Origin of the sequence: Terrabacter sp. Root85 (genome assembly GCF_001429185.1) — a bacterium.
Taxonomy (GTDB): Bacteria; Actinomycetota; Actinomycetes; order Actinomycetales; family Dermatophilaceae; genus Terrabacter.
Genome location: NZ_LMIW01000009.1, coordinates 244699 through 266222 on the forward strand (window position 1 = coordinate 244699; position 21524 = coordinate 266222).

A 21524-nucleotide genomic window follows, 5' to 3' on the forward strand; every position below is an offset into this window, starting at 1 on the left:
CCTCCACCGGCACGAAAGCGCCGACGGGGTCGATGTATCAGGACTACCGTCGAGAGACCCTGCACTGACAACGGCTGTCGATCGGGTGGAGGTCTGCCATGGCCGTGGTGCACCAGAGCTGTGTCGGCTACGGCGCCGAGCCCTTCGCGTCGCTCGTCGCCGACTACCCCGGTGACGACGTCTACCCGTCGGCCGACTTCCGCACCGAGTGGGGGCCTGTCTTCCACCGTGGCCGGCTCGACGGCAGCGCGCGCGTGCTCGTCCTCGGCCAGGATCCGGCGACGCACGAGGCGATCTCGCGCCGCATCCTCGTCGGTGAGGCCGGCCAGCGCGTCCAGGGGCTGCTGGCCAAGATCGGCGTCCACACGGCATACGCCATGGTCAACGTCTACCTCTACAGCGTCTTCGGGCAGGCGGCCGGGAGCCGCCACGCCAAGGACGCCGCCATCGCGGCCTACCGGCACCGCTGGCTCGACGCCCTTCTCGTCGGCACCGACGTCACCGCCGTCGTCGCGCTCGGCGACCTCGCGGCGACGGCGTATGCCGCGTGGGCACGGACCCAGCCCGCCACCGCTGGGTCGCTGCACCTGGCAGCGATCCGGCACCCTACGTACGCGGAGGGATTCGCTCGTGCGTCGGGCAAGCCGCTCGCCGAGACGACCGCCTCGCAGCTTGCGAACTGGAACGACCACCTCGGCGACCTCGCCGCGCACGTGACCCCCGAGGGACCCACCGACCTGACGCCGTATGCCGCCACGTGGGGTCCCACGGACCTCGCACCCATCCCGGAGGTCGACCTCCCACCCGGCGCGCCCGCGTGGTGGCGCGACGTCGACGCGTGGGCGACCCGCACCGGCGACGACAAGCAGACGAAGCGCGCGACGATCAGCGTCGTCGTCCCGAAGGGAGCCCGCACATGGCCAGCTCTGTGACCCGGCCGGCACGACCCAGCGCCGGCACGACGTCCGCCCGCGAGCACTGGGATCCGGGCGGGTCCGGCGGTGGCTCGGGCCCGTTCGCCAAGGCGTACGCCCGCGGCATCACCGAGGAGCTGCCCGAGCCGACGCGCCGCTCCCGGGCGCTTCCTCCGGCGCCCTTCGCGCTGCACGGCGCCGTCATCACCCCCGACGGGGCGTGGTCGAGCGGCTACGTCACGGTCTCCGGCGGGGTCATCGACCGAGTCTCGAAGAGCAAGCCGACCGACGTCACCGTGCTCGAGACCGACGGGGTCATCCTGCCCGGGCTGCTCGACCTCCACGGCCACCCGGAGTTCAACGTCTTCGCCGCGTGGGAGCCGCCGAAGCTCTACGACAACCGCTACGCGTGGCGGCGGTCCAAGCCCTACCAGGCCCTCGTCCGCGACCCGCAGAACCTCCTGCTCACGCAGGTGCCGCCCAAGACGCAGACCCGCTACGCCGAGGTGCGCGCGCTCGTGGGCGGCGTCACCGGCATCCAGGGCGCGTCGGGTGCGAGCAGCGCGTCGTCCGAGCCGCTCGTGCGCAACCTCGACCAGTGGGCCTTCGGCGCGCACCGCGCGCGCTCGATGATCGACCTGCCGTCAGGGTCGTTCGGGCTGCCGAGCTTCGAGGCCGTCATGGCGCGGATCACGGCCGGCGACGTCAACGCCTTCTACCTGCACCTGTGCGAGGGGAAGCGCGGGGATGCCGTGAGCGCCAAGGAGTTCCAGCGTTTCATGACGCTCGGCGGGGCGACGTCGGCGACGAACATCATCCACGGCAGCGCCCTGACCGCCGACGACCTCCACACCGTCGCAGAGCTCGGGTGCCGGCTCGTGTGGTCGCCGCAGTCCAACCTGCGCCTCTACGGCGAGACGACCCTCGCGGGCGAGGCCGTCGCGGCCGGGATGCCTGTCGCCCTCGGCGCCGACTGGCTGCCCTCCGGCTCGACGAGCCTGCTCGCCGAGATGAAGGTCGCCCGCCGTGAGCTCGCCCGCCAGGGTCACCCGATCGCCGCAGCCGACCTCGTCGCCATGGTGACCTCCGTCGCTGCGCGGCTCGCCGGGCTGGACGACCATCTCGGCGCCGTCGCGGAGGGCCGCCCCGCCGACCTCGTCGTGCTCGAGCGGCACCACCCGGACCCCTACGAGAACGTGTGCCTCGCCGACCCCTCATGGGTCGACCTCGTCTGCATCGGGGGCGACGTCACGTACGGCCGCGCCGACTGGTTCGGGCAGCTGTCCGGTGCCGCGACCGGCACGACGATCGAGGACCTCACCGCGTGGGGCAAGCCGATGCGGCTCGACACCGGCTACCAGGGCGGCACGGACGTCCCGTCACTGACCGCCGTGCGCACCGCCCTCACCGCCGCGTACCCCGCCGTGGGCCCGATCTTCGCCTGACGGCACACGCCCGCCTCGGCGCGCCCTCCGCTCGCGGCGGCACAGCGTGGAGCCAGCCGCCCAGCGCCTCCTGTGTGTCGCTGACCCCGACGGGTGCGGCTGCGCTCGGGCCCAGCGGCCGCCGCCCGAACACGATCCGAACACGACCCGGACCGAGGCTTCACCTGGGTGCGCGAACGTAGGGGCCATGAACACCGACACCCGCCGGACGACCGGCCTCAAGCGCTCCTCCACCGCCCTCGGTGCGGCGGTCCTCGTCCTCGGCAGCCTCGCGCTCGGCGCCTGCTCGAAGACCGACTCGACCGGCACCGCCGCCAGTGCCATCGGTGCCGCGTCAGGGCAGGACTCGGCAGCCGGCGACGGCGACACCATCGACCTCGTCTCGGCAGCCGTAGACACCCCGGCCGTCGACGACTCGACCCAGGGGGCGGCCGCCGCCGCGAAGGGTGACCGCAAGGGTCTGCGCGCCCGGATGCTCCGGGCGCTGCACGGCACGTGGGTCACCGAGGGCACGTCCGGTCCGGTCACCCACCAGGCGATCCGCGGCGACGTCACCGCGGTCTCGAAGGGCTCGATCACGGTCAAGGCCAAGGACGGCTTCTCGCAGACCTTCGCCATCGCAACGGACACGAAAGTCCGGGTCCGTTCCAACGGCAAGGGCGCCGACTCGACCATCGGGGCCGTCACGATCGGTGCCAAGGCGCTCGTCTCCGGCGTCGGCGCGACGAACCCGACGGCCCGTCTCGTCGTCTTCAAGGTCACGACGTCCCAGCCCGGCGGCTCTCCCTCCCCGAGCGCGACGAGCTGAGACGCGGCACCCCGTCCGGGGACGGGCCGGACGGGGTGCACAGACGAGGGAGGCGCCCCGCACCCAGCGGGACGCCTCCCTCATTGACGGTCGGCACGGCATACGACCCGGGTATGCCGTGTGGCCGGCCGGACGCCCACGTCCCGTCAGGCGTGCGGCAGCGAGGACGCCTCGTCCTCGGGCTCGGCAGCCGGGTCCGGGGCGGCGTCGGCCCGCTTGTTGGCCGCCACGCTCGTCACGGTGACGACCGCGAGGATGCCGATGATGACGCCGAGCGAGAGCAGCGTCGGGATCTCCGGGACGCCCGGCCACACCCCGTGGGCCCAGTGCAGGACGAGCTTGACGCCGATGAAGGCGAGGATGAGCGACAGGCCGTGGCCGAGGTGCACGAGCTTGGCCAGGGCGCCCTCGAGGACGAAGTAGAGCGCCCGGAGGCCGAGGAGGGCGAAGGCGTTCGTCGCGAAGACGAGGTAGGGGTCGCCGGTGATGCCGTAGACGGCCGGCACGGAGTCGATGGCGAAGACGATGTCGGTGCCGAGGATCGCGACGGCGACGAGAGCCAGCGGCGTGAGGGCCCGCGTGCGACCCTGGCGGACCGTGAGGCTGGTGCCCGCGTAGGTGTCGGTGACGGGGTAGAAGCGGCGGATCAACCTGACGCTGCGCACCTGGTCGACGTCGATGCTGTGGTCGGTGTGCGACAGGGCGTCGCGGCCGACCTTGACCGCTGTTGCGAGCAGGATCGCGCCGAAGAGCAGGAAGGTCCAGGCGAAGCTCGCGATCATCTGCGCGCCGAGCGCGATGAAGATGCCACGGAGCACGAGGGCGCCGCCGACGCCGATGAGCAGCACCCGCTGGCGCAGCTCGCGCGGCACGGCGAACGCCGAGAGCAGGATGATGAAGACGAAGAGGTTGTCGACGGACAGCGACTTCTCGACGATGTAGCCGGTGTAGTACTCGACGCCCTGCTGGGAGCCGTACTGCCACCACAGCCAGCCGCCGAAGACGACCGGGATCGCGATGTAGAAGGCCGACCAGCCGATCGCCTCGCGCATGCTCGGGTCATGGGGGCGGCGGGTGATGAGGAAGTCGATGACGAAGAGGGCGACGATGCCGGCGATCGTCGCGATCCACAGCGTCGGCGAGCCGATCGACTCGGCCGATCCAGCGGGCGGCGCCGGGGTGGCGGCGGACAGGGCAGTGAGCATGGGTCTCCTCAGAACGTGATGTCTGAGGTCTCCTTCACCGACTGCCGTCGGCCACGAACCGGGGTGGTCGTCGGACCACCGTACTGACCGGAGCGCGCGAGGAAGTACTCCCCTCGAGGATGATTCTACGGGCGGCGCGGTCGCCGCCCAAACGGCCTGTCGAGGGTTGCGGCCTCAGGCCTCGCGGGTGGCTCGCACCGCGCGGCCGGCGAGCTCGTCGGAGCTGACCGGGCGGGCCCCGGCGGTCCAGTCGGCCTCGTCCTTGGCGTACTGGAGCCCGTAGGCCGGCTGGCCGGGCTGGGTGCGCCAGCCCTCGGCGAGCGGGCCGAGGTCGAGGGTGTCGTAGCCGATGGCGTCGAAGGCGCGGCGCACGGCGTCCTTCGCGGCGGCGTCGTCGCCGGCGATGGCGAGGGCGCTGCGGCCGTCCGCGCCGGCGTGCAGCAGGGGCTGGGCGAGGTCGCGCAGGTGCTGGACGTAGATGTTGTTGAAGCCCTTGACGACGTGTGACTGCGGCAGGTGCGCCTGGAGCAGCTCGGAGCTCGTCGTGGAGCCGTCGTCGAGGGCCTCGATCTGGCCGTCGCGCTGGGGGTAGTAGTTCATCGTGTCGATGACGACCGTACCGGCGAGCTCGTCGACCGGCACGTCGCGGTAGGCCTTGAGCGGGATCGTCACGACGACGAGGTCGCCGGCCGCTGCCGCCTCCTGCGTCGTGGCGGCTCGGGCGTGCGGGCCGAGCTCGGTCACGAGGTCCGCGAGGGTCTCGGGACCCCTGCTGTTGCTCAGCACGACGTCGTGTCCGGCCGCGATCGCGAGCCGGGCGACGGTGCTGCCGATGTTGCCGCTGCCGATGAAGCCCCAGGTGGTCATGCCTCGTCAACCGCCGGAGTGCCCGGCCCATTCCGAGGGCCAGGTGGTCCTGCCGATGGTGCGGCGTCCGGTGGGGTCATCACCCCACCGGACGCAGGACGATCCGCCGGTCGATGCGACGGGCCTCCCGTGCCGCGGCACCGAGGGCGTATGCCGTCCGCTCCTGGCGGTGGGCCGGCGCCGTCAGTGCGAGGTGGCGTGGGAGAGGCGCAGGGTGAAGCGGGCGCCTCCCTCGGCGGCGTGCCCGGCCTCGACGGTCCCGCCGAGCAGCTGGGCGAGCCGCCCGACGATGGACAGGCCGAGGCCGGTGCCGACAGGGCGGATGCCGCGGTAGCGCTCGTGCAGCACCGACGGCTCGAAGGCGACGATGAGGTCGTCGTCGGTCAGGCCGGGACCGCCGTCGCGCACCTCGACGACGGCCACGTCCAAGGGGAAGCGGGGCTCGCGGCGCACCTCGACGACGATCGGGCGGCCGGACGGCGTGACCCGCAGAGCGTTCTCGAGCAGGCCGTCGACGAGCTGGCGCACCCGAGCCGGGTCGGTGACCGTCCAGGCGTCGGCCACGGCCGGGACGAAGGCGAAGGGCACTCCCACGGCGGCGCAGCGCCGGGACCAGACCGACTCGACCTCGCGGCCGATGGCGACGAGGTCGGTGCGTTCGGGGTGCACGCTCGGGCTGTCGGCGCGGAGCCGCGCGAGGTCGAGCAGGTCGCCGACGAGCCGCTCGAGACGCTTCGCCTCGGTGAGGACGACGCCGCCGACCCGGGCGGTGTCCTCGGGAGGGACGACGCCGCTCGCGAGCGACTCGGCGTAGCCGCTGATGCCGGTGAGCGGCGTGCGCAGGTCGTGGGACACCGAGAGGAGGAAGTCGCGCTGGCGGCCCTCGGACCGGGACAGCGAGCTCGACAGGGAGTTGAGGGCGCTCGCCACCTCGGCGACCTCGTCGGGACCCTCGACCGGCACCCGGACGTCGCGCTGACCGGCCGCGAGGGCATGTGCCGCGTCGGCCGTCCTCCGCAGCGGCCGGGACAGGCGCCTCGCGACGGCGATGCTGACGACGACGGCGACGACCGCGGCGATGGCGAGCGCGAGCAGGACGCGGCGCACGAGCCGGTCGGAGTCGGCCGTCGCGTCGGACCGGCGCTGGACGAGGACGATGCCCCCGGCGTCGGTCGGGCGGCCCTCGACGAGGACGAGCGTGCCACCGAGGTCGTCGCGGGTCGAGACGGTGCGACCGGCGAGCAGGGCCTTCTGCCGGGCCGGGGTCAGGGCGTCCCGGGCGAGGGCGCTCGTCGAGGTCACGGCACCCCCGCGTCCGACGCTCGCGGACTCGATCCCCAGGGCGCCCAGCGTGCGGACCGCCTTGTTCTGGGCCGCCCGCGCGACGACGCCCGAGTCGGCGCGTTCGGCGGCGGCGTCGGCGATGCGCGACAGCGTGCGCCGGGCCGAGTCGTCGGCGGACGTGCGGGTCAGGCCGACCGCGAGCAGGCCGGCCAGGAGAGCGGTCAGCACCGCGATGCCGACGGCGAGCAGGACGATCCGTCGCGACAGCGTCCCCCGCGAGCCCGTCACGGTCGCGGCCCGGGCGCTCGTGGGTCGTCCGCGGCAGGGGCGGCGCCCTCGTGCGGAGCCCGCGCGGCGGCATACCCGACGGAGCGGACGGTGCGGATCGGGCTGGCGTCACCGAGCTTGGCGCGCACCTGGGCGACGTGGACGTCGACGGTGCGCCCGCCGGCGGTCGCGGCATACCCCCAGACGTCGCTGAGCAGCTGCTCGCGCGTGAAGACGACCCCCGGACGACGCATGAGGTGCGTCAGGAGGTCGAACTCCGTTGCGGTCAGGGCGATCTCGCGCCCGGCGACACGCACCTCGTGGCTCGTCAGGTCGATGCTGAGGTCGCCGGCGCGGAGCACCTCGGGCGCCTGGGAGTCCCCGCGGGTGCGTCGCAGCACGCCCCCGAGCCGTGCCACGAGCTCCCGCGGCGAGAAGGGTTTCGTGACGTAGTCGTCGGCTCCGAGCTCGAGACCGACGATGCGGTCGACCTCGTCGTCGCGGGCCGTCACGAAGAGGACGGGGGTCCAGTCGCCGCGCCCCCGGAGGCGGCGACACACCTCGATGCCGTCGAGCACCGGCAGGCCGATGTCGAGCACGATGGCGCTCGGGCGCAGGTCGCGCGCCGCGTCGAGGGCGCTCGCCCCGTCGGCCACGACCTCGACGCCGTAGCCGGCGGCCCGGAGGTTGAGCCGCAGCACGTCGGCGATGGCCGGCTCGTCCTCGACGACGAGCACGAGACCGCGGCCGGGGTCGGGGTCGGCGCGACGGTCGGGGCCGGGCTCGGTGGACACGATCGCAGCGTAGTGAGCGCCGGCGGCGCGCACGTCACGCTCGTGTTCGGGTCGTGTCAGGGGACGAGGCGCTCACTCGGGTGGGACGGGGCGCTCACTCGACCGGGCAGGCGACGGCGGCGGGCCCCGACCCACGCGGCGGCCCCGGCCATGACGAGCACGACGACCACCACGCCCCACCACGACCCGGCCTCGGCGGCGAGCCAGGCCTGGACCACGGCGAGCCCGACCGTCGCGTAGAGCACCGCCCAGAGGGTCGACCCGACGACGGCGGCCGGCAGGTACCAGCGCAGCGGCATCCGCATCACCCCGGCGGTGAGGTGGATCGCCGTCTGGATGCCGACCGTGAGGTAGGACAGCGTCACGGCGAAGGGCCCGAAGCGTCGCAGCAGACCCTCGGCGCGGGTCGTCAGGTCGCCGTGCGTGCCGCGGTAGCGACGCCAGCCGGCCACGGCGCCGCGCCCGACCCAGTAGGTGCCGTTGGACCGCACCATGGCGCTCGCGAAGAGCGCGAGGAACGCCTGCCAGAAGGGCAGCGCGGCCAACGTGTCGAGCATGGCGTCAGCCTAGGCGGGCGCTCGAGCCCGGCCCGCCGAGGGCCACGCCCTCGTCAGAGCGGGCCGAAGTCGACCTCGGCGGCGGCCACGACATCGCCCGTGCGGCCGGGTGCGTCCGACCAGGACCAGTAGGTGTTGGTGTGGGCGATGACCTGCTCGGGCGCGACGGGGACACCCCACTGGCGGAGGTCCTCGGTCGTGTGGGCGTCCCCGACGAGGGTGGTGTCGTAGCCACGGACGAGAGCGCCGTGCAGTGTCGAGCGGATGCAGGCGTCGGTCTGAGCGCCGGTGACGACGACCCGACCGACCTGGCGCTCGGCGAGGACCGACTCGAGGTCGGTGTCCTCGAAGGAGTCGCCGTAGCGCTTGTGGACGAGCGGCTCGGACTCGGCACGGGCCAGCTCGGGGACGAACTGCCAGCCCTCCGTGTCGATCGGCATGTTGTCGTCGGAGTGCTGCACCCAGATGACGGGGACCTGCTCGTTGCGTGCCTTGTCGACGAGGGCGTTGATCCGGGCGATGACGCCGTCGCGGTCGTGCGCGCCCGAGACGACGTCATTCTGGACGTCGATGACGAGCAGTGCGGTGTTGGGGCGTCCGTGCAGGGTGGTCATGGTGGCTCGCACCTCCAGGTCTCGGTCTGCGTCCTCGCTCCGCCGACGCTACGCCTGCCCGCCGACGGCGTGGGCTCTCAGGGCGCGACGAGGAGACAGAACGGGTGGCCGGCCGGGTCGGCGAGCACGACGAGCGGCTCCTCCTCGTCGTCGGTGCGGTCGAGCAGCACCTGTGCGCCCAGGGAGAGCGCCCGGTCCCGATGCCGCTCGAGCTCGGCGACGCTCGGCACGGCGTAGTCGACGTGCAGCTGCATCGGCACCTCGTGGCTCGGCCACGTCGAGCGCGACAGCGGACCGTCGACCTGCTGGACCGCGAGCCGCCGCACGCCGTCGGCGTCGAGCAGGACGAGCCAGTCGGCGTCGTCCTCGGCCCCGTCAGCCGGGGGCTCGTCGCCGGGCCGGTAGTGCAGGCCGAGCAGCGCGCGGTAGAACTCGGCGAGGGCGCGGGCGTCCTCGGTGTCGAGGGCGGTGTGCATGAGACGCGGGTATGCCGGCTGCTCAGTCACGGGTCCTCCTCGGTCGCGGTCGCCACCCACCCTAGGAGCGGCCGCCGGGTTAGCGTCGCCCGTGTGGGTGTGCCGATCGACCGGACCGTGTCGTGGCGACCGGGACCGCCCCACCCCGCAACACACCGAGAAGGTCACAACACACCGGGGTCCGATCGCGGGGTGTTGTGACCTGCACGGTGTGTTGCGTCTGCATGCTCGAGGTGTTCGCGACCCTCGTCGGCCTCGCCCTCCACGCATCGAAGAACACCGTTGACCGCATCCTCAAGGGCGCCCGCCTCCACCCATGACCCACCCCTCGTCGAGTGAGCGCCCGACCACAGTCGAGTGAGCACGTCGTCACTCCAGTCGCCGTGGGACGGGACGGGACGCTCACTCGAGTGGGACGGGGCGCTCACTCGAGTGGGATGCTGGGCCCGAGATGACGAACCCGACCCACGCCTCCCGCGAGCTCACCATCACGTCCGCGTCCAACCCGCGCCTCAAGGGCCTGCTCGCGCTCCGCCGCCGTCGCACCCGCGAGGAGACCGGCCAGACCCTCGTCGAGGGCTACGAGGAGATCGGCCTCGCCCTGTCGGCCGGGGTGCGGCCCGGCACCGTCTACGTCTGCGAGGAGCTCTTCAGCCCCGCCGGCCGAGCCGGCAGCCAGGACATCGGCCACCAGACCGACCTGCTCGGGCGACTGCGCGACGACCAGGTCGAGGTCGTGCACCTCAGCCGCAACGCCTTCGAGAAGGTCAGCTACCGCGAGGGACCGGACGGGCTCCTCGCCGTCGTCGACCGCATCGGCGTCTCCCTCGGCGACCTGCGCGTCGACGGGCCCGACCACCTGACCCTGCTCAGCCAGGGCGTGGAGAAGCCCGGCAACCTCGGCGCCATGCTCCGCACCGCCGACGCCGCGGGGGTCGACGCCGTCGTGGCCGCCGACCCCGTCACCGACTGGGGCAACCCCAACGTCGTGCGCGCCAGCAAGGGCACGGTCTTCGCCGTGCCGGCCGCGAGCGCGACGACGGCCGAGGCGCTCGACTGGATCGCGGCGCACGAGATCCGTCTCGTCGTCACGACGCCCGAGACCGACCTGCTGCACACCGACGTCGACTACACCGGCCGCGTCGCAATCGCCGTCGGCAGCGAGAAGCACGGCGCCGACCGCACCCTGCTCGAGGCCGCGACCCATCGCGTCCGGATTCCCATGCACGGCAAGGCGAACAGCCTCAACGTCGCCGCGTCTGCCGCGATCGTGCTCTACGAGGCGGTTCGTCAGCGCGACGCCCGCTGACCGTGCGGGCCGTGGGAGCCCGCGGGACGGCATACGAGATGACGCCCAGGTTTCATTCATGTGACGCGTGTGACGAGCCCCGCAAGAGACAGGGAGGGGTGGTCAAGAGCACCCCTTGGCGTGTGTCACGATGTTCTGTATGCGAGTTGACCACGTCTCCTATGCAGCGGAGGCCGGTGGCCTCAAGGCCACAGCCGCCCGACTGTCCGAGCTCATCGGCGTCGCGCCGGTCGACGGAGGGGTGCATCCCCGGTTCGGCACGCGCAACGTGATCTTCCCCCTGGCCAAGGACCACTACCTCGAGGTCGTCGAGGTGCTGGACCACCCGGCCTCCGACAAGGCGCCCTTCGGGCAGGCCGTCCGTGCCGCCTCCGAGGCCGGCGGTGGCTGGCTCGGCTGGGTCGTCGCCGTCGACGACATCGCCGTGGTCGAGCAGCGCCTCGGCCGCGAGTCGGTCCCGGGCAACCGGCACCGCCCCGACGGCACCGAGCTCAAGTGGCGCCAGCTCGGCATCAAGGGCCTCATGGCGGACCCCCAGGTCCCCTACTTCATCGAGTGGGACGACATGACGGTGCACCCCTCCGCGGGCGCCGACACGTCGGTCTCCATCGACAACCTCCAGATCGCCGGTGACCCCAAGCGCGTGCGCGAGTGGCTCGGCCCGGAGGACACCTTCGACAAGGGCGGCATCGACTTCACCTTCGTCGCCCCGCACGGCACGCCGGGTCTGCTGTCGGTCACCTTCGACACCCCGGCCGGCAAGGTCACCATCTGACCGAGTCACCAACTCGCACGCGCACGGCGGTCACCCTGAGGGGTGGCCGCCGTTTCGTCGTCCCGAGGGCGTATGCCGTGTCGCGGGGCGGGCGGTCGCGCGCGGTTCGGTTACGGTGCCTGAATGCCGCTGGAGCTTCCGGTGCCGGGACGCGACCGTCGAGGGGCTGCGCCTTCCCTCGACCTGGAGACGTTGCCCCGCGAGGTGCGCGCGGCGGTGGAGGCGATGGTCGCCGGACACGAGGTGTCGCTCCGCCGCGACGGCCGCGAGATCGGCGTGCTCGTGCACCGCCCGAGCGTGCTGGTGGGCACCGTCGTGGGCGGACCGGAGCCGGAGCGGGCCGGTCGCGAGGACGACGAGGGTCGTGGTCCGGAGCGCGTGCCCGAGGGCGTCATGGTCGTGGCGACGGCGACGAAGCTGTCGAAGGCCGCTCGCCAGCGTCTCTCCGACGAGCTCGGCGACGGCTACGTCGTGCTCGACCTGTTGCGGGCCCCGGCCAGCGCCGATGTCGTGCTGACGCATCCGGTGAGCCCACAGCTGCTCGGGTCGCTGCGCGGGATGTTCCCGCAGGCCCGGATCATCGTCACCGAGATCGAGGACGACGAGCTCGGCGTCAGCGCACCGGGTCCCGTGAGCCGGCTGCTCGACGCCGGGGCGTCGGCCTACCTGCCGCCGCGTCCGCTGCGCGAGGTGGCCGCGAACGTCCACGCGTACCTGACCGGCTCCGGTGCGCCGCAGCTCACCGCCGGTGACTCGGGGACGCCGCCGCGCGCGGCGCTGGGTTCCTCACCCGACGGTGCCCCGCCACCCGGTTGAGGTCCCCGCCGCAGCATCCAGCGCGGGCTCACCTCAACCGGCAGCTGCGTGCTCGCGGTGTCGCTCAGGACTCGACACAGAACTCGTTGCCTTCAGGGTCGGCCATGACCACCAGGTCGCCGTCGCCGCCGGTCACCGTTGCGCCCAGGGCGACGAGGCGCTCGACCTCGGCCTCGACCGTGTCCATGGTGCGCAGGTCGAAGTGCTGCCGGTTCTTCGCCGTCTTGGCCTCCGGGACGGGCTGGAACCACAGGGTCGGGCCACCCCAGCCCGCGGGCTCGACCCAGGCCCGCTCGTCCGTGCTGTCCTCGTCGACGTTCGAGCCGAGGGCCGCGGCCCAGAAGGTCGCGAGCCGCAACGGCTCGGCGCAGTCGAACGTCACCGACTTCACGAAGGCCACCATGCACCGAACCTAGCCGCCCCCGGTCGCCACCACCCCTTTGAGGTATCCGCGCCGCAGGACTCGCGGTCGGGATACGTCAAACCGGGGCGCGGGACCAGCAGCGGTCAGCGGTGCCAGCGCTTGAGGCGCAGGGAGTTGCTGACGACGAGCACGGACGAGAGGGCCATCGTCGCGCCGGCGATCATCGGGTTGAGCAGGCCGAACGCGGCGAGCGGGATCGCGGCGGTGTTGTAGCCGAAGGCCCAGGCGAGGTTCTGCTTGATGATGCGCAGGGTCTCGCGGGAGAGCCCGATCGCGTCGCCGACTGCGTCGAGGTCGGTGCGCACGAGGACGATGTCGGCCGAGTCCATCGCGACGTCGGTGCCCGAGCCCATCGCGAGACCGAGGTCGGCCTGGGCGAGGGCTGCGGCGTCGTTGACGCCGTCGCCGACCATGGCGACGACCCGGCCGGACTGCTGCAGCTCGGTGACGACGGCGTGCTTCTGCGCCGGCAGCACGTCGGCGCGCACGTTGGAGGCATCGATGCCGACCTGCTCGGCGACGCTGCGCGCGTTGGAGGCGCTGTCGCCGGTCAGCAGGTAGGGCGTCAGGCCGAGCGCCCGGAGCCGCGCGATGGCGGCCTTGGACGAGTCGCGCACCGTGTCCTCGACGGTGAGAGCCGCCTGGGCGACGCCGTCCCAGCCGACGTAGACCGTCGTGCCGGCGTGGCTGCGGGCGTGCGCGACGAGCTCGGGGTCGACGCTCTCGAAGAGGACGGCCTTGCCGACGGTGACCTCGGTGTCCTTGATCCGCGCGGTGGCTCCCTCGCCGGGGTTCGACTGGAAGTCGCGGATGCGCGGCAGGTCGAGCGTGGCCAGTCGGGCGCCGTCGACGACGGCCTGCGCGATGGGGTGCTCGCTGCCCTGTTCGACGGCGGCGGCCGCGGTGAGCGCCGCCTTCTTGGACAGCTTGCCGCGCACGGCGATGCTCCGCAGCCGCAGCTCGCCGGTCGTCACGGTGCCCGTCTTGTCGAGCACGACGGTGTCGACCCGGCGCGTGTCCTCGAGCACCTGCGGGCCCTTGATGAGGGTGCCGAGCTGGGCACCGCGACCGGTGCCGACGAGCAGGGCGGTCGGCGTGGCCAGACCGAGGGCGCAGGGGCAGGCGATGATGAGCACGGTCACGGCGACGGCGAGCGACGTGCCGAGGTCGTGGCCTGTCAGGAGCCAGGCGGCGAACGTCACGACCGCGATGACGAGGACGACGGGCACGAAGATCGCGGAGACGCGGTCGGCGAGGCGCTGGACGTCGGCCTTGCCGGTCTGGGCGGTCTCGACGAGACGCTGGATGCCGGCGAGCATCGTGTCGGCGCCGACCTTGCGCGCCTCGACGACGATGCGTCCGGTCGTGTTGATCGAGCCGCCGGTGACGTCGTCGCCGGGGGAGACGTCGACGGGGGTCGACTCGCCGGTGACGAGGCTCGCGTCGACGGCGCTCGAGCCGTCGCGCACGGTGCCGTCGGTCGCGACCTTCTCACCGGGCCGGACGACGAACTGGTCGCCGACGACGAGCTGGTCGACGGGGATGCGCTGCTCGCTCGTGATCCGCGACTGCGGGTCGACGCGCAGGACGGAGACGTCCTTGGCGCCGAGGTCGAGCAGCGAGCGCAGGGCGTCCTTGCCGGAGTCCTTGGCGCGCGCCTCGAGGAAGCGGCCGACGAGCAGGAACGTCGTGACGACCGAGGCCACCTCGAAGTAGAGGTGCATGCCGCCCTGGAGCAGCTCGACGACGGAGTAGCCCCACGCCGCGAGCACGCCGAGCGACACGAGGGTGTCCATCGTCGAGGCGAGGTGGCGGGCGTTGACCGCGGCGGCGCGGTGGAACGGCCAGGCGCACCAGAAGACGACGGGCGTCGCGAGGAGCAGCTCGAGCCAGGGACTCGCCCCGAAGGTCGGGAGCACCATGGCGAGCAGCAGGACGGGGATCGTCAGCGCGATGGCGACGACGAGCCGGGGCTTGAGGACGTCCTGCGCGGGCGTGTGGTCGAGGTGGTTCTCGCCGGAGCCGCCGTGGCCGGCCTGACCGTCGTGACCGTCGTGACCTGCGTGGCCCTCGCGTGCCGCCGAGGGCGTTGGAGTCGTCGCGGGACGGACGTCGACCTGCGTGGTCGCGGCGGTGTCGCGGACCTTCTGGCGGGCCAGCTCCTGGGCCCGCAGCTTCTCGAGCAGCGCACCGGCGGCAGGCCTCGCGACCTCGCCACCCGCGGAGCCGGCCGGGGCACTCTCGCGCGACACGGCATACGTGCTCGGGGCGGTGGGGGCCGGCGGCGCAGGGCGCGAGCCGTCGATGACGGTGGCGCCGTAGCCGGTCTTCTTCACCTCGGCGACGATCTGCTCGACCGTGACGGGAGCGGTGAACGAGACGAGCGCCTTCTCGGTGGCGAGGTTGACGGTCGCGGACTCGACGCCGGCGACCTTGGACAGCTTGCGCTCGATGCGGGCCGAGCAGGAGGCGCAGGTCATGCCGGTGATGGCGAGGCGGACCTCGTCGGGGGTCCGCTCGGCCGTGGTCACCGGCGCCTGGCCCTCGGTCATCGGAGGCTGTAACCGGCCTCCGCGACGGCGTCCGCGACGGCGGACGGGTCGAGGGGGGCCTCGCTCGTGATGGTGACGGGGGAGTCCTCGCCGGGGTGCAGGTCGACCGCGACCGCGACGACGCCGGGCAGGGCCGACAGCTCGCCGCTCACGGCGGCAGTGCAGTGACCGCACGTCATGCCGGTCACGGTGATCTCGGTCTGGGTGGTGGTGCTCATGAGGTGCCTCCTCGGGCGGTGGTCGGTGGGGTGCTCAGCTGCGCACGAGTCGGGCGATGGCCTCCGAGGCCTCGCGCACCTTCTCGGCGGCGGCCTCGTCGGACTCGCGGGCGGCATCGACGACGCAGTGGGCGACGTGGTCCTCGAGCAGGCCGAGGCTCACCGCCTGCAGCGCCTTGGTGATGGCGCTGACCTGGGTCAGGATGTCGATGCAGTAGGTGTCGGTGTCGACCATCTTCTGCACGCCACGCACCTGCCCCTCGATGCGGCGCAGCCGCTTCAGGTAGTCGTCCTTGCTGCCGGTGTATCCAGCCATGGCACCTCCTCGTGGTGGTCAACAGGATACCCCTCTGGGGTATTCCCCTCCGTCACGAACCGCCGAGCACCTCCTTCGCCAGCCGCTTCGGGGCTTTGGCCAGCCAGGCGTCGGTGACGACCTCGCGGATCTCCTCCGTGGTGAGCCTGCCGAGGTCCCGCTCAAGCAGGAGCACGGCGTTGTAGCCGTTCCAGTGCGGCGTCGTGAACCACGGCGAGTCGGGGTCCGAGACCATCGACTCCTTGTCCTCGGCCGTGCACGAGAAGGCGAGCACGTCGTCGTAGGGCTCGCCCGTCTCCGGGTCGAACGCGTCCTTGCGCGGGCCGCGAGCGAAGGCGAACGTCTTGCCCCTGACCTGGAAGCTCGGCCGTCCGCCGGCAGGCGGGTCGCGCGTCACCTCGGGCAGCGCGGCGGCTGCCTCGTCGATGTCGCTGAGCCGGGCGGGACGCGAGCGGGCCATGCCCTCGCACGTTAGCCCGCCGGACGGCATACCTGAAGGGGCCACGCGGCCACGGGCGAAGCGGACGTCGGGCACCCCGGCGGGCACGCCGGCGGACGGTGCGGCGGACGGTGCGGCGGACGGTGCGGCGGATCCGGCCAAACCGGTCACGAAAGTCGCGGTTCGGGCGTATTTTCTGGGGTGAGCAGCCCACCTCGATGTGTGGGGGTTAGCGTGGCCGTCTCGGGGCTCAGACTCAATCTTCTCGGTGCTCCGACGCTCGTCTCGGGAGACGATCCCGTGGCGCTGTCGCCGGGTACCGCGGTGCTCGTCGCCTATCTCGCGCTCGCACCGCGCGAGGGGCGCCAGCGCGCGGTCGCCGCTGCCCAGCTCTTCTCCGACTGCCCTGTGGACTCGGCCCGCCGCCGGCTCAACACCGCGGTCTGGCGGCTGCAGTCCGAGGTGCGCGCGAGCACGGGCGTCGAGCTCGTCGGCCGCTCCGGCGGTCGGTCCGTGGCGCTGAGCCCGGCCGTGCCGATGACCGTCGACGCCGTGCGCTTCGAGGACCTGCTGGCCCCCGTCCTGCGCCGCAGCGTCGTCGACCTCACCGACGACGACGTCCGTCGGCTCGAGGACGCCGTCGCGCTGCACCGGGGCCGGCTCGTCGAGGTCTGCGACGACGAGTGGGTGCTCGGGGCGCGCCACCGGATCGAGACCCTCTACCTCACCGCCCTCGACTACCTCGTCCAGCACCACGGGTCCCGCGGTGACGTCGCCGCCGTCGACCGCTACGGGACGCTCGCGCTCGCCATCGAGCCGTTGCGCGAGGACATCCACCGCCACCTCATGGGCGCCTACGCGGCGTCCGGCCGGCACGACCTCGTCGAGCGGCAGTTCGAGCAGTGCCGCCTGACCCTGCTCGACGAGCTCGGCGCCGACCCGATGCCCGAGACGGTCGCGCTCTACGCCCGGATCACCCGGGGCGACGCCGGCCAGGCCGCCTCGGTGGCCGCGCTCGTCGCCGAGCTCGAACGGGCCCGGCGCGAGGTCGTGCGCCTCGCCGAGATCGTCGACCGCGCGCTCGACCGCCTGCACCGCATGCCCTGACGGGCACCGAGGGCGTATGCCGTGTCGCCGGGGAGCAGCACGGGTGACCTCTCGACGTGGCCGGGTGGGCAGGACTCGGCCTCTCGACGGTGGGGGTCGGCGGCGGTCGGTGGTGAGCAGGCGGTGAGCGGGTGGTGATCGGGGGGCGGGGGGCTCGTGAGCGGTCGGTGATCGGGGGCCGGGACGCTCGTGCCTGAGCAGAAGGGTCACGGCCTGGTGATGCGAGCGTGGAGGCGGCGATTCCTCATCGACGTGTGGGCCGAGCCCCGCGACGTCGACTCGCTCCCGGCCGTCATCAGGGCCCGGGTGCGCGACATGGCCACGGACGAGGAGACCTACGTGGGATCGTTCGCCGAGATCGAGCAGATCGTCGAGGCACGCCTCGACGACGACGGCGTGGCCCCGAGGCGTTGGGAGCGACCGTGATCCGCGAGGTCAGCGAGGCGCTGCGCGACGTCATCCACCGGGCCACCCCCGACCTCGGTGCGTGGGTCGTGCTCCACTCGCTCTCGCAGGGCGACAAGACGGCCCTGCCGGACACGAAGGGCATCCTCGCGCTCATCGCGGTCGCCGAGCACCCCCACCTGCGCAACCGACCCCTCGTCGACGGCCTCACCGGGCTCGTCCGCGCGCCCCTGTCGCTCCAGCTGACCTACCTCGTCACCTACGTCGGCGACCACGACGAGGCGCAGACCCGGCTCGGTCGCATCGTCCAGGCCTTCCACACGACGCCGATCGTGCGTCCGCCGGACCTGACGCCGCCGCTGTCGGACGAGGTCGAGAGCATCGCCGTCCGGCTGCTCGCGCCGAACGCCGACGAGCGCAACCAGGTGTGGGGGTCGCTGGGTCGGGCCGGGCGGCTCGCCCTCTTCTACGAGGTCGACGTCGTTCCGGTGCCGGTCCTCGAGCGCGAGGGCCGCGGCCGGGTGCGCGAGCACCGCATCGACTGGGTGGGGGCGACGTGAGCGTCCAGCCGGCGGCCCCGCACCTCGCAACGGTCACGACGACGCTGCGCCACACCGTGCGCCTCGTCCACGCCTCGACCGGGGCGCGGCTGCGCGGCCTCGACGCCCACCTCGAGCCGGCCCCGGCAGGCTGGACCCTCCGCGTGCTCCCGGACGTCCTCGTCGTCGCCGTCCGCGCCGACGCTCCGGTGCCCGCCGTGCCGCCGAGGGTCGTCGTCACCCTGACGGACGGGGCGCTCGCCGACGTCCTCGTCGTGCCGCAGCTCGCGGGTCGACCCCCGCGGACGTTCGTCGTCGACCTCACCGGACCCGAGGTCGAGGTCGTCGTCCACCCCGTCCCCTCGACCCTCACCGTCATCCTCACGACCCCGTCGACCGGAGCGCCACGCACCGGTGTCACCGTCACGGCGCGCGCGACCTCGGGTCCCGACCCGAAGCCGAGCGTCGCTCTCCCCGAGGTCGACCCGGGCACCTACCGCTCCGCGCCCGTCGAGTGGACGGCCGCCTTCACCCCGCTCGACCTGCTCGTCGGCGGCCAGCCGCTGCGCACCCTCGCCGTCGACGTCGCGACGTCGACCACCACGGCCCACCTCGTCGACACGACCTGACGGACCGGGCCCCACCCACCAGGAGAACCGCACCACCCGAACCGCACCACGACCGAATCCATCCGCACCGCACCCCCACCTGAACCGCACGACAGAGCACGAGCCGAGGAGGGCACCGTGACGACCTACCTTTCACCCGGCGTCTACGTCGAGGAGGTCCCCTCGGGGCCGCAACCGATCGCAGCCGCCCCCACGAGCGTCGTCGCCGTGCTCGGCACGACGCGTCGGGGTCCCGTCAAGGAGCCGACGCGCGTCACCGGCTGGGCCGACTTCGTGCGGACCTTCGGGGCAGCGACGTCGCGGGGCTTCACGGGGGAGTCGGTCTTCGGCTACTTCGAGAACGGCGGTCCGGCCGCCTGGATCGTCCGGGTCGACCCGTCGACCGGCGCCTCGTGGACCGTCTTCGACGTCGCGGGCACGGAGAGCTTCGACATCGAGGCGAGCTCGCCGGGCACGTGGGGCAACGACCTATCGGTCGCCGTCTCCGCCGACGAGTCCGCCGCGTCGGGGTCCTTCTACCGCGCGACGACGACGTCGGCGACGGGCGCCATCGCGAGCGGTGGGGCCGGCACGATCGCCGTCGCCTCGACCGCGGGGCTCAAGCCCGGCGACACCGTCGCCCTCGTGGCTGCGCCGACGAGCGGGTCGGTCGCGGCACCGCCCACCGCGATCGTCACGGCCCTGACGACGACGTCGATCACCGTCGGCAGCGCGAGCGCCGCCGTCACCCTCCCGGCCGGCTCGGTCGTCGCGAGCGCGGCCGCCGCGGCGGCCACCTCGGTCTTCCTCCCCTCCGGCAAGGGCTTCAAGAAGGGGGACGTCGTCGTCGCCGTCGCCCCGAACGGCACGCGCACGAGCGCGGTGGTCACCGACGTCACGACCGCCGGCAGCGGGGTCACGCTGACCCTCGACGCGTCCCTCGGGGCGGTCCCCGGCGCGGCGTTCGTCCAGCGGCGCACCGACTACCGGGCCACCGCGACGATCGCCGGCACCCCGGCCGGGTCGCCGCCGTCGCTCAACGTCTCGGCGTCGGCCCTCGCGTTCGACCGCCCGCTGACGGCACCGATCGCGTCCGAGCTGACGGCGAGCGGCGTCGAGCACGCGGCCGCACGCCTCACGACCGGTGACGGCCGCACCGCCTCCTGGCAGACGAACCGCTTCGTCGTCGTCGGCGCCACCGCCGCCCCGAGCGGCCCGGTCACCGTCAACGCGGCGGTCACCGCGGTGCTGCTCGCGGACTCGGGCCTCGGGATCACCGGGCTGTCCGCGGCCGACGTCGGCAACGCCTACGGCTTCCTCCCGGCGGGCGCCAAGGTGACCTACACGGGTGCGGGTCCCACGCCCGCCGTCGTCGCGACGCGCACGGCCGGAGGGTTCACGCTCGCACCCGCTCCCGTCGCGACCGACACCTACACCGACGCGACGTTCACCCTCCAGGCCGACGCCGACGACGGCATCGCCGTCCGCTGCGCCGTGGCGCCCAGGGTCGGCGACGTGCTCGGTCTCGGGACGGCCTACGCCCCGATCACGGGGGTCGACGCGGCCGGGGGTGACACGTACGTGCTCCGGTTCGCGGCGAGCACGGCCGTCTCCAACGCCGCCCAGGCGCGTTTCCCGCTGTATGCCGTCGAGTCGGCGTCCGTCGTGGCCGCGCGGTTCACCCTGGCGGTCTCCGTCGGCGGTGCCCTCGCCGAGACGTTCGGCGGCCTGTCCCTCAGTCCCGACCACCCGGCGTACTTCGCCAAGGACGACGTCGTCAACGGCACCTCGTCCCTCGTCACCGTGACCGCACGCGCCGGTGGCGCCCCGGCGGTGTCGCTCGCGGCGGCACCGTTCTACACGGCCGTCGACCGGATCGGCGCCGACAAGGCGCCGACCAACGACGACTTCCGCGCCGGGCTGACCCGGCTCGAGGAGGTCGCCGAGCCGGCCATGGTCATCTGCCCGGACGCGCTGACGCTCGACGACCCGCTCCTGCAGGCCGACCTCGTCGGCCAGGTCGTGACGCACTGCGAGAACTTCCGGCGCTTCGCCATCGTCGACGCACCCGACCTCGACGACACCGACCTGCTGTCGTGGCGCAACACGACGCTGTCGAGCACGTATGCCGCCCTCTACGCGCCGCACCTGCAGATCGTCACGATCGATCCCGACTCGATCGACCGCTTCACGACCGTGCCGCCGTCGGGCTTCGTCGCCGGCGTCTTCGCCCGCACCGACCGGCTGCGTGGCGTGCACAAGGCGCCCGGCAACGAGACGGTCACCGGCATCGTCGGGCTCTCGCAGGCCTACACGCAGCGTCGCCAGGACCTGCTCAACCCCGGCGGGGTCAACCTCATCCGGGCCTTCCCGGGCCGGGGCACCCGACTCTGGGGTGCCCGCAACGCGACCGACGACACGACGTGGCGCTACGTCAACGTCCGACGACTCTTCAACATGGTCGAGACGTCCGTCGACCGCGCCACCCAGTGGGTCGTCTTCGAGCCCAACACCGCCCAGACGTGGATCCGCGTCAAGGTCTCGGTCGAGAACTTCCTCGACCAGCAGTGGCGGGCGGGCGCGCTGGCGGGCACGAAGCCCGAGCAGGCCTACCGAGTGCGCGTCGGCCTCGGCGAGACGATGACCGAGACGGACATCGACCTCGGGCTCATCATCACCGAGGTCGCGATCGCGCCGGCCAAGCCCGCTGAGTTCGTCATCTTCCGCTTCAGCCACAAGCGGCTGTCCGAGTGACCCGCCGTGACCAGCCGCGATCAGCCGACAC

Annotated in this window: 23 protein-coding genes; 11 read left to right on the forward strand and 12 right to left on the reverse strand. The window is 73.0% G+C overall.

Going from position 1 to position 21524, the window contains the following annotated elements; genetic code table 11:
• The first annotated feature begins 98 nt into the window (after positions 1-98).
• The 3 genes from ASE25_RS13395 (at position 99) to ASE25_RS13405 (ending at position 3167) form a co-directional block, all read left to right on the forward strand.
• A complete protein-coding gene (locus ASE25_RS13395) occupies positions 99-932 on the forward strand; it encodes a uracil-DNA glycosylase family protein (RefSeq protein ID WP_056826036.1) in 834 nt (277 codons plus the stop codon).
• Complete coding sequence (locus ASE25_RS13400; protein ID WP_235508680.1) at positions 917-2359, forward strand: amidohydrolase family protein; 1443 nt, start codon at positions 917-919, stop codon at positions 2357-2359. The genes ASE25_RS13395 and ASE25_RS13400 overlap by 16 nt, the downstream gene beginning before the upstream one ends.
• A gap of 187 nt (positions 2360-2546) precedes the next feature.
• Entirely contained in the window at positions 2547-3167 is a 621-nt protein-coding gene (locus tag ASE25_RS13405; RefSeq protein ID WP_056826038.1) for a hypothetical protein, read from the forward strand.
• A 146-nt stretch (positions 3168-3313) separates the two neighbouring features.
• Here ASE25_RS13405 and ASE25_RS13410 read toward each other — a convergent pair whose 3' ends face one another.
• From ASE25_RS13410 to ASE25_RS13440, 7 genes are all read right to left on the reverse strand, one after another.
• Positions 3314-4372, reverse strand: a complete 1059-nt coding sequence (locus ASE25_RS13410) for a TerC/Alx family metal homeostasis membrane protein (protein WP_056826040.1) — start codon at positions 4370-4372, stop codon at positions 3314-3316.
• Between the two features lie 174 nt (positions 4373-4546).
• Positions 4547-5239, reverse strand: a complete 693-nt coding sequence (locus tag ASE25_RS13415; protein ID WP_056826041.1) for an NADPH-dependent F420 reductase — start codon at positions 5237-5239, stop codon at positions 4547-4549.
• Positions 5240-5422: 183 nt separating this feature from the next.
• A complete protein-coding gene (locus ASE25_RS13420; protein ID WP_056826043.1) occupies positions 5423-6811 on the reverse strand; it encodes a HAMP domain-containing sensor histidine kinase in 1389 nt (462 codons plus the stop codon).
• Complete coding sequence (locus ASE25_RS13425) at positions 6808-7584, reverse strand: response regulator transcription factor (protein ID WP_056826275.1); 777 nt, start codon at positions 7582-7584, stop codon at positions 6808-6810. Before ASE25_RS13425 ends, ASE25_RS13420 begins: the two co-directional genes overlap by 4 nt.
• 56 nt (positions 7585-7640) lie before the next feature.
• Entirely contained in the window at positions 7641-8141 is a 501-nt protein-coding gene (locus ASE25_RS13430; RefSeq protein WP_056826045.1) for a DedA family protein, read from the reverse strand.
• A gap of 53 nt (positions 8142-8194) precedes the next feature.
• Complete coding sequence (locus ASE25_RS13435; protein WP_056774581.1) at positions 8195-8755, reverse strand: cysteine hydrolase family protein; 561 nt, start codon at positions 8753-8755, stop codon at positions 8195-8197.
• A 77-nt stretch (positions 8756-8832) separates the two neighbouring features.
• The gene (locus tag ASE25_RS13440) at positions 8833-9261 is read right to left on the reverse strand and encodes a VOC family protein (RefSeq protein ID WP_082619627.1); all 429 of its coding nucleotides are present in this window, start codon (positions 9259-9261) and stop codon (positions 8833-8835) included.
• A 421-nt stretch (positions 9262-9682) separates the two neighbouring features.
• Here ASE25_RS13440 and ASE25_RS13445 point away from each other — a divergent pair, with 421 nt between their 5' ends.
• The 3 genes from ASE25_RS13445 to ASE25_RS13455 all read left to right on the forward strand — a co-directional run bounded on the left by ASE25_RS13445 (position 9683) and on the right by ASE25_RS13455 (position 12131).
• A complete protein-coding gene (locus tag ASE25_RS13445) occupies positions 9683-10540 on the forward strand; it encodes an RNA methyltransferase (protein ID WP_056826048.1) in 858 nt (285 codons plus the stop codon).
• A gap of 139 nt (positions 10541-10679) precedes the next feature.
• Positions 10680-11315 (forward strand): VOC family protein, encoded by a 636-nt coding sequence (locus ASE25_RS13450; protein ID WP_020143723.1) that lies wholly within the window; start codon positions 10680-10682, stop codon positions 11313-11315.
• A 123-nt stretch (positions 11316-11438) separates the two neighbouring features.
• On the forward strand, positions 11439-12131 hold the full coding sequence (locus ASE25_RS13455; protein ID WP_157623430.1) for a hypothetical protein: 693 nt from the start codon (positions 11439-11441) through the stop codon (positions 12129-12131).
• A gap of 64 nt (positions 12132-12195) precedes the next feature.
• Here the strand turns inward: ASE25_RS13455 and ASE25_RS13460 are convergent, their stop codons facing one another.
• The 5 genes from ASE25_RS13460 to ASE25_RS13480 form a co-directional block, all read right to left on the reverse strand.
• Positions 12196-12534 (reverse strand): VOC family protein, encoded by a 339-nt coding sequence (locus ASE25_RS13460; protein WP_056774572.1) that lies wholly within the window; start codon positions 12532-12534, stop codon positions 12196-12198.
• A gap of 104 nt (positions 12535-12638) precedes the next feature.
• Positions 12639-15107 (reverse strand): cation-translocating P-type ATPase, encoded by a 2469-nt coding sequence (locus tag ASE25_RS13465; protein WP_056826050.1) that lies wholly within the window; start codon positions 15105-15107, stop codon positions 12639-12641.
• Positions 15104-15325, reverse strand: coding sequence for a heavy-metal-associated domain-containing protein (locus ASE25_RS13470; RefSeq protein ID WP_020143727.1), 222 nt, complete (start codon positions 15323-15325; stop codon positions 15104-15106). The genes ASE25_RS13465 and ASE25_RS13470 overlap by 4 nt, the downstream gene beginning before the upstream one ends.
• Before the next feature lie 34 nt (positions 15326-15359).
• Complete coding sequence (locus tag ASE25_RS13475) at positions 15360-15641, reverse strand: metal-sensitive transcriptional regulator (protein ID WP_020143728.1); 282 nt, start codon at positions 15639-15641, stop codon at positions 15360-15362.
• Positions 15642-15693: 52 nt separating this feature from the next.
• Positions 15694-16101: an MmcQ/YjbR family DNA-binding protein gene (locus ASE25_RS13480; protein ID WP_056826051.1), complete on the reverse strand. Its 408-nt coding sequence runs from the start codon at positions 16099-16101 to the stop codon at positions 15694-15696.
• Between the two features lie 279 nt (positions 16102-16380).
• Here ASE25_RS13480 and ASE25_RS13485 point away from each other — a divergent pair, with 279 nt between their 5' ends.
• The 5 genes from ASE25_RS13485 (at position 16381) to ASE25_RS13505 (ending at position 21493) form a co-directional block, all read left to right on the forward strand.
• Entirely contained in the window at positions 16381-17187 is an 807-nt protein-coding gene (locus tag ASE25_RS13485) for a bacterial transcriptional activator domain-containing protein (protein ID WP_056826053.1), read from the forward strand.
• A gap of 189 nt (positions 17188-17376) precedes the next feature.
• Positions 17377-17613: a hypothetical protein gene (locus tag ASE25_RS23075; protein ID WP_056774562.1), complete on the forward strand. Its 237-nt coding sequence runs from the start codon at positions 17377-17379 to the stop codon at positions 17611-17613.
• Positions 17610-18152, forward strand: coding sequence for a Pvc16 family protein (locus tag ASE25_RS13495; RefSeq protein WP_056826055.1), 543 nt, complete (start codon positions 17610-17612; stop codon positions 18150-18152). The genes ASE25_RS23075 and ASE25_RS13495 overlap by 4 nt, the downstream gene beginning before the upstream one ends.
• Positions 18149-18760 (forward strand): hypothetical protein, encoded by a 612-nt coding sequence (locus ASE25_RS13500; protein ID WP_056774556.1) that lies wholly within the window; start codon positions 18149-18151, stop codon positions 18758-18760. The genes ASE25_RS13495 and ASE25_RS13500 overlap by 4 nt, the downstream gene beginning before the upstream one ends.
• 117 nt (positions 18761-18877) lie before the next feature.
• Complete coding sequence (locus ASE25_RS13505; protein ID WP_056774552.1) at positions 18878-21493, forward strand: phage tail sheath subtilisin-like domain-containing protein; 2616 nt, start codon at positions 18878-18880, stop codon at positions 21491-21493.
• The last annotated feature ends 31 nt before the right edge of the window (positions 21494-21524 follow it).

What these genes read in the sequence shown, in the direction of transcription:
- ASE25_RS13395 (WP_056826036.1), top strand. Translation starts at nt 99, where the DNA reads ATGGCCGTGGTGCACCAGAGCTGTGTCGGCTACGGCGCCGAGCCCTTC.
- ASE25_RS13400 (WP_235508680.1), top strand. Translation starts at nt 917, where the DNA reads ATGGCCAGCTCTGTGACCCGGCCGGCACGACCCAGCGCCGGCACGACG.
- ASE25_RS13405 (WP_056826038.1), top strand. Translation starts at nt 2,547, where the DNA reads ATGAACACCGACACCCGCCGGACGACCGGCCTCAAGCGCTCCTCCACC.
- ASE25_RS13410 (WP_056826040.1), bottom strand. Translation starts at nt 4,372, where the DNA reads ATGCTCACTGCCCTGTCCGCCGCCACCCCGGCGCCGCCCGCTGGATCG.
- ASE25_RS13415 (WP_056826041.1), bottom strand. Translation starts at nt 5,239, where the DNA reads ATGACCACCTGGGGCTTCATCGGCAGCGGCAACATCGGCAGCACCGTC.
- ASE25_RS13430 (WP_056826045.1), bottom strand. Translation starts at nt 8,141, where the DNA reads ATGCTCGACACGTTGGCCGCGCTGCCCTTCTGGCAGGCGTTCCTCGCG.
- ASE25_RS13435 (WP_056774581.1), bottom strand. Translation starts at nt 8,755, where the DNA reads ATGACCACCCTGCACGGACGCCCCAACACCGCACTGCTCGTCATCGAC.
- ASE25_RS13445 (WP_056826048.1), top strand. Translation starts at nt 9,683, where the DNA reads ATGACGAACCCGACCCACGCCTCCCGCGAGCTCACCATCACGTCCGCG.
- ASE25_RS13450 (WP_020143723.1), top strand. Translation starts at nt 10,680, where the DNA reads ATGCGAGTTGACCACGTCTCCTATGCAGCGGAGGCCGGTGGCCTCAAG.
- ASE25_RS13455 (WP_157623430.1), top strand. Translation starts at nt 11,439, where the DNA reads ATGCCGCTGGAGCTTCCGGTGCCGGGACGCGACCGTCGAGGGGCTGCG.
- ASE25_RS13460 (WP_056774572.1), bottom strand. Translation starts at nt 12,534, where the DNA reads ATGGTGGCCTTCGTGAAGTCGGTGACGTTCGACTGCGCCGAGCCGTTG.
- ASE25_RS13465 (WP_056826050.1), bottom strand. Translation starts at nt 15,107, where the DNA reads ATGACCGAGGGCCAGGCGCCGGTGACCACGGCCGAGCGGACCCCCGAC.
- ASE25_RS13470 (WP_020143727.1), bottom strand. Translation starts at nt 15,325, where the DNA reads ATGAGCACCACCACCCAGACCGAGATCACCGTGACCGGCATGACGTGC.
- ASE25_RS13475 (WP_020143728.1), bottom strand. Translation starts at nt 15,641, where the DNA reads ATGGCTGGATACACCGGCAGCAAGGACGACTACCTGAAGCGGCTGCGC.
- ASE25_RS13480 (WP_056826051.1), bottom strand. Translation starts at nt 16,101, where the DNA reads ATGGCCCGCTCGCGTCCCGCCCGGCTCAGCGACATCGACGAGGCAGCC.